This window comes from Brachybacterium phenoliresistens, from assembly GCF_039530785.1.
GTDB lineage: Bacteria > Actinomycetota > Actinomycetes > Actinomycetales > Dermabacteraceae > Brachybacterium > Brachybacterium phenoliresistens.
On the sequence record NZ_BAAAOW010000005.1, the window covers coordinates 32,961 to 46,341 of the forward strand.

Sequence of the window (13,381 nt, forward strand, 5' to 3'; positions counted from 1 at the left end):
CGTTCCTTCAGACGGAGGGTGCGGTGGTGGCATCGGGCGCGGGCATCGGGCCGGGGGCGCGGCTGGGCGATGTCGCGGGGACCGGCGGTCGGGCCGCCGATCGCAGGGGATCAGCCCTGCGGCGGTGGGGCCTGCCCGGGCGGCGGCTGGATCCGGGGCGTCAGCATCACGTGCTCGTGACGGGCATCGGGGCGCAGCTCCCCGGCGAGGAGCTCCACGGCTCTCTCCCCGGCCTCCTGCAGCGGTAGCGCGGAGTAGATCAGACGCTCCCACAGCTCGACCCGGGGCCAGCCCGAGGCCAGGGAGGCGACGGTCGTCCCGGGGAAGCCCGCGGTCACGACGGACAGCGTCGCCTCGACGTCGGCGCCCCAGGAGCACAGCACCGCCGTGCTGCCCGCGGGGCCATCGGCCTCGGACAGCGCCGCCCGCAGGCGCGCCGTGAGGCGATCGAGGTAGGTGCGGTCGAGTCCGGGGTCCTGGCCCGTCCGCCGCAGCTCCTCGTCCCGCAGTCCGGTGCTGACGACCTGGAGGGTGAGGCGGTCGGCCCGGCCCAGCGCCCGCATGAGCGCGGCCTGGCGCTCCCGCTCGGCACGGGAGGAGACCTCGGGCCGCAGGTGCAGGACGGTGGTGATGCCGCGGCCCCTGAGCTCCTGGACCATGGACTCGGCTCCGGCGGCGTAGTCGAAGTCCACGCTCGAGTACGGCGCCTCGGGGCCCGGGGTGCCGGCGTCGATCGTCACCAGCGGTGCCGAGCCGTCGGCTGCCGCCTCGACCAGGAGCTCCGGGACCGAGACGTCGTCGTGGCCGATGAAGATGAGCCCGTCCAGCAGGCCGCTGCGGCAGTCGTCGATGAAGGACGCCCCGCTCGCGTCGGGGAGCACCGCCATGCGGAACCCGTGCCCGGTGATCGCGGTACCCGCCCCCTGCACGATCGCCGCATACCGCAGGAAGGTGAGCGGCTTGCTCACGACCACGCCGATGCTCCGGCTGGAGCGGGACTGCAGGGACCGGGCGATGCCGTTGGGGGTGTACCCGAGCTCCTTGGCGATGCGTCGGATCCGCGACCGGGTCTCGGCCGCGAGACGCACGCGAGATTCGTCGTTCAGCGCGTAGGACACGGTGGAGACGGACACATGGGCCGCGGCGGCGACGTCCTTGAGCGTCGGGCGGGAGGCGGCGCGGGGGATCATGCCGACGCCTCCGCCTCGGTGCGGCGGCGTGCGAGCTCCTGCACGGTGCTCTCCACGCGGCGGCGCCCCAGCGGGTACGCCAGCAGCAGGATCGCGGCCGCGACGAGGAACAGGATCCCGGGGACGAGGGTCGCGACGGCGTAGATCCCCTGGATGGTCGCGGGGGTCTGCACGGTCTCGGCGGCACGGAAGCCGACCATGCCCAGGGCGAACCCTCCGAGGCCACCTGCTGCCGCCTGCCCGAGCTTGCGGGCCCAGGTGTTCACGGCGTAGACCGTGCCGTCGTCGCGCTCGCCGCTGCGGCGCTCCTCGTCGTCGATGACGTCGCCGATCAGCGCCCACACCATGAGGTTGTAGAACCCGATGCCGAAGCCGGCCGCGAACGCCATGGCGATGAATACCCAGGGGGAGGTGATCTGCAGGAGGAAGATGACGATGTAGAGACCACCGGCGAGCACGAGCGAGGCCGTGACGACCTCCTTCTTGCCGAAGCGGGCCGCGAGGCGCGCCGCGACGGGCGCCAGCAGCAGTCCGGGCAGGTACGAGGTCAGCTGGGCGGGCCCGGACAGGGCCCCGTCATTGAAGTGGTAGAGCCACAGGTAGGCGGCCATCGTGCCCATCAGCAGCGAGCCCAGCATGATGACGATGTTCGCCGTGACCAGGGTGAGCAGAGGGCGGCTGGTGACCAGCGACCGCGCCAGGGACCCGAAGCTGCGACGGTGCGCGACGTCGACGGGGGCGCTGACGCGCTCGCGGACGTTCGCGAAGCACAGGAAGTACCAGAGCACGGCCAGCACGGAGAACACCGCCGCGACCGCGAACATGCGCTGCGGGTCGAGCCGGGAGGTGCCGTCGACCATCGTGTAGATCAGCAGCGGCGGCACGAGCGAGACGAACAGCCCCGCAAAGTTCGCGCCGATGCTGCGGAAGACGGACAGCGAGGCCCGCTCGGCGGGGACGATCGTCATCACCGAGGCCATCGACCCGTAGGAGATGTTCGTGGTGGTGTAACAGATCGAGCCCCACAGCAGGTAGGTCGCCACCGCATAGGCGAGCTTCGCGCCGTAGGCCCAGTCGGCCGTGAAGGGCACGTACAGCAGCATGCTCGCGATGCCGACGGGGATCGCCATGCGCCCGATCCACGGGCGGAACCGGCCCAGGCGGCTGGGGCGGTGGCGGTCCAGGAAGCGGCCCCAGCCGATGTCCGTGAACGCATCGACGAGCCGCGCCGCCAGGAACAGCAGACCCACGTGCGCGGCCTCGAGCCCGGCGACGTTGGTGAAATAGACCATCAGATACGCAGAGGCCAGGATGAACGTGAAGTCGTTGCCCAGGTCCCCGAACAGGTAGCCGATCCTGTCGCGGAGGCCGAAGGGGCGCGACGGCGCGAGCGTCGAGGCCGGGCCGGTGGCGGTGGCGGTGGTGGACATGTCTCTCCTTCGAGTCGCGCGGCCGCAGCGGGAGCGGGACGTCGGTGTCGAGTGCCTCGAGCGCCGGGCCGTGTGGTTCGACCGTAGGGGTTCAAACGTTTGAACCGAAGACTCAAAGGTTTGAGCATTGCCGCCGCGCCCGGTGCGCATCGCGACTCCTGCCGGATGCGGACCGCGCTCGTCCCCGGGAGGGGGACGAGCGCGGTCCGTGCAGAGAAGGGGCGGTCAGAGCGTGCCGGGGGTGCTCCGTGCCCGGTCGCGCAGCGTGTCCTCGAGACGGATCGCGTCGCGGGGGTAGGTGACGTAGAGGGCCGTGACGAAGAGCCCGTTGACGAGCATGAGGATGCCGGGGAGCCAGAGCATGACGACCCCCAGCCCGTAGGCCTCGCCGAGGTAGCCGGCGAGGAGGTTGAAGGCGGCGTAGGCGAAGGCCTCGAAGACGCTGAGCATGAGGGCGTAGGCGGCGCCGCGCATCTCGGGCGGCACTACCGCGGCGACGATCGGGCGGTTCACCCCGGGGTTGAAGCCCTGCAGCAGGCCGAGCACGGCCCAGAAAGCGGCGAACACGCCGATGCCGCCCCAGTCGTGCTGGGTGGCGACGATGGCCACCGCGCCGAAGGCGAGCTGCGCGAACTGGAGCACGGCGATGCGTCCCCAGCGCGGGAAGCGGACGTGCAGCAGATCGGTCACCGCGCCGCCGACGAGGGTCCCCCCGAGGAAGCCGAGGCCGAACGGCAGCGTCACGACGGCCGCGACGGCCGTGGTGAAGCCATAGGTCTGCACCAGGAAGATGACTCCGAAGGAGGCGATGAGCAGGTGCCCGCTCACCAGGCGCTGCACGAGCATCAGCACGAAGGTGGGGATCGTGAACATCTGGCGCACCTTGGCCCAGGTGAGCGTGTCGTTCACCGCCCGCTGCTCTGCGGTCATGGAGGTGGACGCGGCCTCGCTCGCGCCGACCCCGGGGTCCTCGAAGAAGAGCCAGACCGCCAGGGCCAGGATCACCATGATCCCGCCCCAGAGATAGAAGCCGTAGCGCCAGCCGTCCTCGACGTTCGCGAGCTGCCCGATCAGCGGCCCGGCGACGGCCCCCAGCAGCGCCACGCCGCCCCAGGTGTACCCGGAGGCGCGCCCGCGGGAGCGCTCGTCGAACAGATCGCTGGTGATCTCCGAGATGAGCGGCAGGGACGCCGCCACGAAGGCGGCGGTGACGCCGTAGCCCAGCAGCAGCGTGCCGTACCCCTGCGCGAAGCCGGTCGCGATGGTCGCGAGGCCTGCGGCGACGGAGGTGAGCACGAAGGTCTTCTTGCGGTTCGTCCTCCGGGCGACGAACGCCCAGAAGGGGCCGAACACGACGGCGATGGCCTTGCCGGCGGCGACCAGCTGGCCGAGGGCGGCGGTGCCGATGCCCAGGGCCGGGAGGATCACGGCGGCGAGCACGCTGAGCAGGCTGGTCTCGTTGTTGTCGGCGAACAGGGATCCGCCGACGAGCGCGAGCTTGCGCCATCGGCCCGGGACGATCACCCCCTTGCCGTCGGGGGTCAGGCGGGGCGCGGGGGTGGAACGCTCTCCTGCGGTCGCAGGAGCCGTCTCCTGGGTCGGGGACATGGCGGATCTCCTCGTCGAGATGGATCGGGCCGCGGCGCGGCGGATTCGGGTCGGTGGGTCAGGAAGCGGGGACGGCGGTCAGCCGGGCGTCGAGCTCGGCCAGCACCGCATGGCGCAGCAGCGGCGACAGGGGCGCGAGCTGCAGCAGCGTCGAGGCGCCGGCGAGACGCGCGAGCGAATCGGCCGCGCCTCCCAGCTGCGAGCGCAGGATCTGCGCCCGGTCCTCGTCGGCCATCAGCTCGCGCAGGGGGGAGACGACCACGGGGGACGTCGCGGCGAACTGCTCGGCCGAGGGCAGCGGTGCCAGGGACGCCAGATACGTGGGGTGCTGGGCGCGGGCGAGCAGATGCTCCTCGGTCGCGGGCCCGTGCTCGGGAAGGCCCAGCCGGAGGTACTGCGACGGCGGGGCATCGGCCTGGCGCATCGCCTCCAGCAGCAGCGTGATCATGCGCAGCTCGAGCGCGTCGTCCAGCAGGGGGTGCGTCTGCTCGGGGTCGGTCTCGAGGTCGAACAGGGCCGTGCCCAGGTCCGCGGAGCTGCCCATCGCGCGTCCCGGCAGGCGCAGCACGGGGGCGCCCTGGGTGAAGGACAGCGGCGGGTGGAGCTCGGCGTCGACCAGCTCGGCGGGGGAGAAGCGCTGGTTCATGTGGGTCGGCATGAGCGTGTGCTCGAACAGCGGGCCGTTGCCCGCGTCGACGGCGGCGCGCATGTAGACGTAGCGGCCGTCGGTGACGTTGACGTGCCCGCCGAAGGTGCCGAAGAGGGCGTGCTCGCGGATCGGGGCGTCCTCGGCGAGCACCGGGGCGATCGAGCGCCCCTGCATCCGCTCGGTGGCCGGGATCCCGAAGAAGTCCAGCAGCGTCGGCCCGAGGTCCACGGTCTGCACGAGGCTCTTGCGCGTCTCGCCGGCGCCTCCGTGCCGCGGATCGGCCACGAACAGCGGCGTGTGGATGTTCTCGTCGTACCAGTGCTGGACGTTCTTGCCCCACCAGCCGTGCTCGCCCAGGAGGAGCCCGTGGTCGGTGCAGACGATCAGCAGGGTGTCCTTCCAGAGGTCGTCCTCGTCGAAGCGGTCGAGGATCCGTCCCAGGGAGGCGTCGCACATGCTCAGCAGCGCCGAATACTCGTCGCGGATGCGCTCCACCGTCTCGACGTCCTCGTCGGCGCGCTTGTAGTCGGGCCAGTCGGTGCGGCGCGGATCCTCCGGGTCCAGGCCGTACAGGCGCTGGTACTGGGCGTAGGAGAAGAACGGCTCGTGCGGGTCGAAGCACTCGATCTGCAGCATCCAGCCGTCCTCGTCCCGGTTGGTCGCCAGGAACTCGAGGCCGGCGTCGACCGTGCGGGTCTGGGGGTGGTCGGCCTCGTCGCGCAGGTACTCGCGGTTGATGAGGTCCTGCCGCCACAGCCCGTGGCGGATCCGGCGCGGGCTGTCCTCCGGCTCGATCGGATCGGCGACGTGCCCCTTCCAGGCATCGCCCTCCTGCCCGCGGAAGAACTCGTAGGAGTCGAAGCGGTTGTGGTACGTCGCGCCGCCGTCCTCCCAGTAGTGCTGGTGGTCGGTGACCAGGTGCGTGTACACGCCGTTCTCGCTGAGCATCTGCGGGACGGAGTCGTCGAAGGGCTCCAGCGGCCCCCACGAGCGGTGCAGGAAGTTGTGGCGCCCGGTGTGCAGCTCGCGACGGGCCGGCATGCACGGCATGGACCCGCCGTAGCAGGTCTCGAAGCGGGTGCTGCGCTCCGCCAGCCGGGAGAAGTTCGGGGCGTGGATCCCGCTGGCCCCGTAGGGCGGGAGGAACCGCCGGTTCAGGCTGTCGAAGAGGAGGACGACGGCTCTCAACGGCCCGTCCTCTCCGAGGAGCCGGACTCGGAGGGCGCCGCGCGCTGCTCGGTCGTACCCAGCTCGGTCGCGCCCTGCTCGGCGCCGCGCTGCGCGAGCTGCTGCGTGATCACGTCGTGCATCCGCTCGAGCCACGCGATCCACTGGTCGATGGCCGCCTCGCCGTAGGCGTTGAGCTCGTCGGCGAAGAGCGCCAGGGCATGGACGTCGATCTCGGGCCGCGCGGCCTCGGAGAGATGGTCCTCGCCGCGGTCGCGGCCCCGGTTCTCGGCGACTTGGCGGCGGCGCGCCTCCAGCTCCTCCTCCAGCAGCTGCAGCGCGCGGGGGAGATCGACCATCGCGGCGATGCGCAGGCGGCCGATGAACTCCGGGTCCTGGAACCGGCGCGGGGGCGAGTACACCGAGTGCACCCAGCGCAGCAGCCGTGCGAAGCCGGCATCGGTCACCGAGTACACCTTGGCGTCCGGGGCGGTGGAGCGCGGGTCGACGACGTGCGAGACCCAGCCCTCGGTCTCCATGCGCGAGAGGAGCCGATAGATCTGGCTGGGGTGGCGGTCCAGCCCGGAGAACTTTCCCTCCACCCGGGTCCATCGGGCGATGTCGTAGCCGGTCATCGATCGGGCGGCCAGCAGTCCCAGCAGCGGGAACTCGAGCTTCATGGTCATCTCCTCCTCGAGAGCGATGACGAGACTCTAGGTGCATGTGCGACTAGGTGCAAGTGCGAGTAGCCTAGGCGTCCGCGCCGTCATGCCTGAGACAATCGGGGACGACCGCGGGCCGGCGGCAGGACGATGGGACGAGCGGAGGGCGTGGATGTCGGAGAACGGGACAGCAGGCTGCGGCTGCGGATGCACCCCCACCCGGGCGCAGGCCCTGGCGCTGGGCACCGCTCCCGCGCCGCGTGACGTTCCCGCGGGAACGCCTGCGGGATCCGCGGAGAACGGCTCGGGGCCATCGGCCGCGTCCGCGACCGGCGTCGCCCGCCACCGCATCGAGCAGGCGCACGTCCCCGCGGGAACGTTCGTCATGGGCGACTCCTCGGGGGACCGCAACCGCGGCGACGGCGAGACGCCCCGCCACGAGGTCGCGATCAGCGCCTTCGACATCGACGCCACCACGGTCACGAACGACGACTTCGCCCGCTTCGTCGAGGACACCGGCTACGTCACCGAGGCGGAGTCCTTCGGGTTCTCCGCGGTCTTCCATCTCGCGATCTCCGCGCCGCCCGGGGACATCATGGGCCCCGCCTCGGGCGTGCCCTGGTGGGCGGGGGTGAAGGGCGCGCACTGGCGCCGGCCCGGCGGGCGGGACTCCTCGATCGAGGGCATCGGCGACCATCCGGTCACGCATGTGAGCTGGAACGATGCCCAGGCGTACTGCGCCTGGGCGGGACGGCGCCTGCCCACGGAGGCCGAATGGGAGTACGCCTCCCGCGGCGGGCTGGAGGGCGCGAAGTATCCCTGGGGCGACGAGGAGCCGGACACCGGCGGCGACCTGGAGCACGGCGGCTGGCGCGCCAACATCTGGCAGGGCGACTTCCCGCGTGCGAACACCCTCGAGGACGGCTGCCTCACCACCGCGCCCGTGCGCGCCTTCTCCCGCAACGGCTACGGCCTGTGGCAGAGCGTCGGCAACGTGTGGGAGTGGTGCGAGGACGTCTTCCACCCCGCCACCTACCGCCGCGGCACCACCGCGGCCCAGCGCGCCCTGGTCACCGACCCCGTCGGCCCCGAGGACGGGCCCTCGCGCGTGCTGCGCGGCGGCAGCTACCTCTGCCACATCTCCTACTGCAACCGGTACCGCAACTCCGCGCGGTCCCAGAACACCCCGGATTCCTCGATGGGCAACGCCGGCTTCCGCACGGCGTCCCTGCGAAAGGCCGATGCATGAACGCCCCCCGCCGCTTCCCCGGCACCGTCTACCGCGACGGCGACGAGCCCGATCCCCGGTTCAGCCTCGCCAACGAGCGGACCTTCCTCGCCTGGCTGCGCACGGCCCTGGCCCTGTACGCGGGGGCGTTCGCCCTCGAGGCCCTGGCCCTGCCGGAGGCCCTGGGATGGCGGGCGGCCGCCGCCGGGGTCTTCGTGGTCCTCGGCACCGTCGCCTCCCTGCAGGCGTGGTGGGGCTGGGCCGCGACCGAGCGCTCCCTGCGCCGCGACACGCCGCTGCCGGGCCTCGGCGCCGGCGCGATCATCGTGGCCGGGGTGATCATCGCGGCGGCCCTGGTGACCATCGGCCTGTTCGCGTGAGCACGCCGCCTGCGGGCCCCACCCCGCCCGCCCCGCCGTCCGGGCCTCCGGGGCCGCCGCCGGGCGGCCCGCCGGGGCGCCCGCGCCGACCGGGCGACGCGCCCTTCGACCCGGGGCTGCAGGTCGAGCGCACCCTGCTGGCGTGGCGGCGCACCTGCCTGTCCTTCGCCGCCGCCGGGCTGGTGGCCGCCCGCTTCACCGCGCCCGCCCTCGGGGTGACGGCGGTGGTGGCAGGCCTGGCCGTGGCCGGCTGCGCGATCCTCGCCTACGTCGCCACCGCCCACGGCTACGCCCGCGAGCACCGCGGCCTCGTCGAGGAGGACGGGCTGGCCCGCTCGGGCGTGCCGATGCTCGTGGCCACCGGCGCGGTGCTCCTGCTGGGCGCGCTGTGCGCGGCGTACCTGGTGGCGGGGATCCTGCGGAGCTGAGCCCGGCCCGTGCCCGGGAGGGCGGCACGGCGGCCGCGGTGCGGGCGGCCGCCGTGCCGACTCAGCCCTCCTGCGACCGCCGGAACAGGTCGAAGAACTCGTCCGCGAGGACGACCCGCACGCCCTCCGGCAGGCTTGCCACCAGCTCGGCCGCCTTCGTCGGGGTGAAGGACCAGGCGTGCACGTGCACCGCGATGAACAGCGGGCCCGGGCCCTTGCGCTCGGCGATCATCTCCTCGATCTGCGTCCGATAGCTCTCGGGGTCGCCGAAGGGGGACAGGGCGGCGATCAGCGGGACCGCGGCCCCGGGCTCCGAGATCTCGTACGGGTCGCCCGTCTGCATGATGCCGCGCAGGCGCACGTCGCGGGCGTAGGCCTCCAGCACCCGCTCGGGCATGACGGGGTTGTCGCCGTCGGGCGTGGGCGTGGTGTAGCCGTAGATGACGTCGAGACCGGTGCGGGCCAGGTAGCCGCCGGTGATGCCGGTGTAGACCGCGAGCTCGTCCTCCGGCCAGGAATCGCCGTAGGTGTAGCCGGCACCGGAGGGCCCGCACACCAGCAGGTCGTTGTCGGTGCCGGTGTCGCGGAGGTGGCGCAGCAGCGCGGGGCCGGCGTCCTCCAGCAGCGGGCTGACGGTCCAGGAGATCGGGACCTGCCCGCGCGCCGGGTCGTCCCACAGCGCCCGCAGGTGCCGCTGGCAGTACTGGATGTTGTCGCCCTCGCCGAAGATGAGGGTCACGTAGGTCGCGTCCTCGGGGCGCTGCGAGGACCGCCGCGCGGGGACGTGGTGCACATCGGCCGCGACCCCGGACAGCGCGGAGCCGTTGGCGTACCAGTCCGCCGGGACGACGATCACCCCGGCCTGGCTGCACAGCGTCACCCCGGACCACTCGCCGGAGACGTCGTTCGCGAACCAGCCGGCGAAGGCCGATCCGGGCTCGAGCGCGTCCAGCAGCTGCGTGAACTGCGAGCCGCTGTCGCCGGAGGGCGGCAGCCAGACCACGAGCGCATCGGTCGCGGCGGCCATGTCGCGGAAGTGGACGAACGGCTCTACCCGGGTGGGGGAGGTGCCGGTGATCGAGACGACGAACTGGTTGACGATGTCCAGGGAGATGGACAGGCTCGTCGCCCCCTCCGGCACCGCGATCCGGTAGATGAAGCGCCCGCCGCCGTCGGCGAAGCGGTGGCCCTCGAGGACCGTCGAGCCGGAGCCGTCGAAGAGGAAGGGCTCCTCCTCCGGGGTGCCGGGGGTGAAGGCGGCGATCTGCGCGCCATCGGCCTCGACGGTGACGCCGTAGACGTCCGGGCCCCAGCCGTCCTCGGGGAAGGCGTCGGTCATGCGGACGAAGACCGCCTCGGCGTCCAGGTGCGCGGACAGGTCGACGGTGCGCACCTCGCGGTTGGAGAAGTCGCGGGTCTGCTCGGGCCAGCGCAGCGCCTCCGTCCAGGTGACGCCGTCGACCTCGACGGTCCGGGTAGGCGGCAGGCCCACCAGCATGCGGTGGGTGCACTGCTCCCACAGGGTCTCGTGGGCCCAGGCGTAGATCGCGGCCGGGTCGTCCTCGAAGCGCCCGCGGAGGTCCTCGAGGATCTCCAGGCCATGCTCGGCGGCGAGCTCGGCGGTGGCGGCGACGCCGCCGTGCAGGGCGGCCAGGGTGGTGGCGACGTTGATGGTGTCCGGGGCGTCCATGTCGTAGACGACGGCGCCGGCGATGCGGTCGCGGTAGGTCTCGACCAGGCTCAGCGGGTCCTCGACGGTCTCGGTCGGCACGGGCAGGTCCGGCACCCAGGTGGCGTCGACCTCGTCCAGGACCAGGTAGATCTCGGGGCGCTCGCGGTTGACCAGGCCCTGCAGGGTGACCAGAAGCGTCTGGGCGAAGCCGTCCAGCTCCCGGGGATCGGCGACCCGCAGGGATGTGGCGCGCGCGAAGGTCGGCAGGACGTGGCCGTCCTTCCAGCGCACGCCGGGCGTGCCGCGCTCGGCGGGGGCCGGCAGCAGGGGCGCGGCCGGGGCGCCTGCCGCTGTGGGGCCCGCGAGCGGGGCGGGACCGCCGGCCGCGGCCGGGGACGCGGCCCCGAGGGCCAGGGCGGTGGCGCCGAGGCCCGCGCCGAGGGCGCTGCGACGGCCGATGGGGCGGCGAAGGGCGGAGGAGGGGAGGTTCCGGTGGGACATCATCGTCTCCAGGGGTGGGGGAGGGAACGCGGGGGTGGGCGCGCTGCGACGAGGTCTGTGCGCGCAGCGGCCGGGATCGGGATCGGCGGCCGCTTCGGGAGGAGGAGAGGGCGCCGGCCCCGCGGCGGGTGCCGCGGGGCCGGCGGAGGGGGATCAGACCTCGGGGACGTCCGCGAGGGTGCCGGTGCGGGCGCTCTCGTAGGCGGCGAGGATGATGCCGAGCACGGCGATGCCCTCGTCCTCGGTGTTCAGCGGGCGCTTGCCCGTGGTGAGGCACTCGAGGAAGTCGGCGATCTCCGCGGCGAAGGTGTCGACCTCCTCGTGCTCGAAGACCTGCTCCGTGTCCTCGGCGTGCAGCTTGACGCGCAGGGTGGTGCCGTCGGAGCTGAGCGAGCCCTTCTCGCCGACCACGCTGAAGCGGTCGGTGCCGGGGGCGGCCTGGTAGGCCCAGGAGGTGACCAGCTGGCCCACGCTGCCGTTGTCGAAGCGCACCAGGACCTGCGCGGAGTCCTCGCCCTCCATGAAGTCCAGGCGGTGGGTGGACATCATCGAGAAGACCTTCTCGGGACGGCCGCCGCCGGAGAGGTGCATGAGCAGGTAGGTCGGGTGGTAGCCGGTGTCGATGTACTCGCCGCCGCCGGAGGTCGCGGCCTTCGCGCGCCAGCCCATGTTGGCCGGGTCGAAGTTGTTGTAGAACGAGTCGGTCGTGCGGACCTCGTACACGGTGCCCAGGGCGCCGGAGTCGATGATCTCCTTGGCCTTGGCGACCGCCGGCATGAACAGCTGGTTGTGCGCGCACATGAGGGTGACGCCGGCCTTCTGCACGGCGTCGCGGACGTCGCGGGCCTCCTCGGGCGTGAGGCACAGCGGCTTCTCGCAGAGGATGTGCTTGCCGGCCTCGGCGGCCGCGACGATCGCGTCGCGGTGCAGGTGGTGGGGCAGGCAGATGTCGACGGCGTCGACCTCGGGGTCCTTCACGAGCTCGGCGAAGTCGGAGTAGCCCTTCGCGCCGGTCTCCTCGACGCGCTGGGCGAGGGTCTTCTCGAAGGCATCGGCGATGGCGGTGATGCGCACGGCGTCGCCGGCGGCCTTGTAGCCGTTCAGGTGCGCGCCGGCGATGCCGCCGCCGCCGATGATGCCGATGCGGACGGGCGAGGCGATGGTCGCGGAGCTCGGAAGGGGGGCGGTGGAGGTGGTGGTCATGGTTCCTGGTTCTCCTGGTGGGAAGCGTTCTGGGTCGGCAGTGGTGGGGACGGAGGGCAGAGCCCGGTGCGGGGCCGCTCAGGCGTGCGCGCGGTCGTTCGCCGCGACGACCAGGGCCGTCAGGGCGCGCGCCCGCCGCAGGTTCTCGGTGGTGGGCTCTCCGGTGCGGATCGCCTCGACCCACAGGTCGAAGGGGGCGGGGGCATCGGCGGGGACGTCGACGCGCTGGAAGCCGTCGCCGGCGTTCACGCGCATCACGGCGCCCTGCTCGTCCTCCTCGAAGCCGTAGATCAGGGAGCCCTCGGTGCCGAGGACCTCGATGGTGAACGGGCTGGCGGGGGTGACGAACCCGGTCTCGACCACGCCGATCGCGCCGTCGGCCGAGGTCACGGTGACCACCGCGTTGTCCTCGACGCCGCGGCCGGTCATGTCGGTGTAGGTCGCACCGGCGACCTGCACGTCCTCGCCCAGGATCAGCTGGGTGAGGTAGACGGGGTGGGCGGCGAGGTCCGAGAACGCGCCGCCGAGGGCCTCGGTCGCGTCGTAGAAGCGCTCGGGCAGCCAGTTGGCGAGGGAGCCGTTGTGGGCCAGGCGCACGCGCGAGTACGTGAGGCGTCCCAGCGTCCCGGCCCCGAGCACCTCGCGCAGGGCCACGCAGTACCCGTGGGACAGGCGCGGCAGCGACACGGTCAGCGCCACGCCGGCGGCGCCGGCCGCCTCGACGAGGACGTCGCAGCCCTCGACGGTGGGGGAGAGCAGCTTCTCGGTGAAGACGTGCTTGCCCGCGGCGATGGCCTTTCCGAGCACCTCGTCGTGGTCGCTGGTGGCGGTGGTGACGGTGACGCCGTCGAGGTCCTCGCGCGCCAGCAGCGCCTCGAGATCGGCCTCGAAGGGGACGCCCAGGCGCTCGGCGAGCTCCTGCCCGCGGGGCGCGTCGTCGTCCCACACGGCGACCAGCTCGGTGCCCGGGTGGTCGATCGCGGCGCGTCCGTACTCCTCGGCGTGCACGTGCCAGGCGGAGAGCACGGCGATCCGCAAGGGCGCTGCCGTGTCCAGGGGGGAGGTCATGGGGTGGATTCCTGCTTCCCGTCTCGTGGGTTTCCTGTCCGGCCGGGAGGCCGGGGGTCTGCGGTCCGGCCGATGGCCGGGGGTCTGGGGCCGGCCGATGGCCGGCGGTCCGGCCGGTGGCCGGGGTCGGGGCCCGCGATGGTGCCGGGTCCCGGGCCGGCCGAGGGGCCGACGTCTTCAGCCTGCCCGATGGGG

Annotated in this window: 11 protein-coding genes; 3 read left to right on the forward strand and 8 right to left on the reverse strand. The window is 72.8% G+C overall.

The features are described from left to right. Positions 1 to 110: 110 nt before the first annotated feature. The 5 genes from ABD234_RS11975 to ABD234_RS11995 all read right to left on the reverse strand — a co-directional run bounded on the left by ABD234_RS11975 (position 111) and on the right by ABD234_RS11995 (position 6,730). Positions 111 to 1,190, reverse strand: coding sequence for a LacI family DNA-binding transcriptional regulator (locus ABD234_RS11975; RefSeq protein WP_344356458.1), 1,080 nt, complete (start codon positions 1,188 to 1,190; stop codon positions 111 to 113). Continuing rightward, positions 1,187 to 2,620, reverse strand: a complete 1,434-nt coding sequence (locus ABD234_RS11980; RefSeq protein ID WP_344356460.1) for an MFS transporter — start codon at positions 2,618 to 2,620, stop codon at positions 1,187 to 1,189. The genes ABD234_RS11975 and ABD234_RS11980 overlap by 4 nt, the downstream gene beginning before the upstream one ends. A 225-nt stretch (positions 2,621 to 2,845) precedes the next feature. Then, the gene (locus tag ABD234_RS11985; protein WP_344356462.1) at positions 2,846 to 4,228 is read right to left on the reverse strand and encodes an MFS transporter; all 1,383 of its coding nucleotides are present in this window, start codon (positions 4,226 to 4,228) and stop codon (positions 2,846 to 2,848) included. 58 nt (positions 4,229 to 4,286) lie between these two features. Next, positions 4,287 to 6,065, reverse strand: coding sequence for a sulfatase (locus ABD234_RS11990; RefSeq protein WP_344356464.1), 1,779 nt, complete (start codon positions 6,063 to 6,065; stop codon positions 4,287 to 4,289). Beyond that, a complete protein-coding gene (locus tag ABD234_RS11995) occupies positions 6,062 to 6,730 on the reverse strand; it encodes a PadR family transcriptional regulator (RefSeq protein ID WP_344356466.1) in 669 nt (222 codons plus the stop codon). The genes ABD234_RS11990 and ABD234_RS11995 overlap by 4 nt, the downstream gene beginning before the upstream one ends. Before the next feature lie 148 nt (positions 6,731 to 6,878). Here ABD234_RS11995 and ABD234_RS12000 point away from each other — a divergent pair, with 148 nt between their 5' ends. From ABD234_RS12000 to ABD234_RS12010, 3 genes are read left to right on the forward strand one after another with little or no spacing between them, the layout of a single operon-like run. Beyond that, positions 6,879 to 7,955 (forward strand): formylglycine-generating enzyme family protein, encoded by a 1,077-nt coding sequence (locus ABD234_RS12000; RefSeq protein WP_344356468.1) that lies wholly within the window; start codon positions 6,879 to 6,881, stop codon positions 7,953 to 7,955. Continuing rightward, positions 7,952 to 8,314, forward strand: a complete 363-nt coding sequence (locus ABD234_RS12005; protein ID WP_344356470.1) for a YidH family protein — start codon at positions 7,952 to 7,954, stop codon at positions 8,312 to 8,314. The genes ABD234_RS12000 and ABD234_RS12005 overlap by 4 nt, the downstream gene beginning before the upstream one ends. Next, positions 8,311 to 8,742, forward strand: coding sequence for a DUF202 domain-containing protein (locus tag ABD234_RS12010; protein WP_344356472.1), 432 nt, complete (start codon positions 8,311 to 8,313; stop codon positions 8,740 to 8,742). Before ABD234_RS12005 ends, ABD234_RS12010 begins: the two co-directional genes overlap by 4 nt. 61 nt (positions 8,743 to 8,803) lie before the next feature. Here ABD234_RS12010 and ABD234_RS12015 read toward each other — a convergent pair whose 3' ends face one another. The 3 genes from ABD234_RS12015 to ABD234_RS12025 all read right to left on the reverse strand — a co-directional run bounded on the left by ABD234_RS12015 (position 8,804) and on the right by ABD234_RS12025 (position 13,186). Next, positions 8,804 to 10,915 carry a GxGYxYP domain-containing protein gene (locus ABD234_RS12015; protein WP_344356474.1) on the reverse strand — a complete coding sequence of 704 codons (2,112 nt, stop codon included), beginning with the start codon at positions 10,913 to 10,915 and terminating at the stop codon, positions 8,804 to 8,806. A gap of 153 nt (positions 10,916 to 11,068) precedes the next feature. Next, positions 11,069 to 12,118 (reverse strand): Gfo/Idh/MocA family protein, encoded by a 1,050-nt coding sequence (locus tag ABD234_RS12020; protein WP_344356476.1) that lies wholly within the window; start codon positions 12,116 to 12,118, stop codon positions 11,069 to 11,071. A 78-nt stretch (positions 12,119 to 12,196) separates the two neighbouring features. After that, positions 12,197 to 13,186: a Gfo/Idh/MocA family protein gene (locus tag ABD234_RS12025; RefSeq protein WP_344356478.1), complete on the reverse strand. Its 990-nt coding sequence runs from the start codon at positions 13,184 to 13,186 to the stop codon at positions 12,197 to 12,199. Between the last annotated feature and the right edge of the window lie 195 nt (positions 13,187 to 13,381).

What these genes read in the sequence shown, in the direction of transcription:
- ABD234_RS12005 (WP_344356470.1), top strand. Translation starts at nt 7,952, where the DNA reads ATGAACGCCCCCCGCCGCTTCCCCGGCACCGTCTACCGCGACGGCGAC.
- ABD234_RS11980 (WP_344356460.1), bottom strand. Translation starts at nt 2,620, where the DNA reads ATGTCCACCACCGCCACCGCCACCGGCCCGGCCTCGACGCTCGCGCCG.
- ABD234_RS12000 (WP_344356468.1), top strand. Translation starts at nt 6,879, where the DNA reads ATGTCGGAGAACGGGACAGCAGGCTGCGGCTGCGGATGCACCCCCACC.
- ABD234_RS12020 (WP_344356476.1), bottom strand. Translation starts at nt 12,118, where the DNA reads ATGACCACCACCTCCACCGCCCCCCTTCCGAGCTCCGCGACCATCGCC.
- ABD234_RS12025 (WP_344356478.1), bottom strand. Translation starts at nt 13,186, where the DNA reads ATGACCTCCCCCCTGGACACGGCAGCGCCCTTGCGGATCGCCGTGCTC.
- ABD234_RS11985 (WP_344356462.1), bottom strand. Translation starts at nt 4,228, where the DNA reads ATGTCCCCGACCCAGGAGACGGCTCCTGCGACCGCAGGAGAGCGTTCC.
- ABD234_RS11995 (WP_344356466.1), bottom strand. Translation starts at nt 6,730, where the DNA reads ATGACCATGAAGCTCGAGTTCCCGCTGCTGGGACTGCTGGCCGCCCGA.
- ABD234_RS12015 (WP_344356474.1), bottom strand. Translation starts at nt 10,915, where the DNA reads ATGTCCCACCGGAACCTCCCCTCCTCCGCCCTTCGCCGCCCCATCGGC.
- ABD234_RS11975 (WP_344356458.1), bottom strand. Translation starts at nt 1,190, where the DNA reads ATGATCCCCCGCGCCGCCTCCCGCCCGACGCTCAAGGACGTCGCCGCC.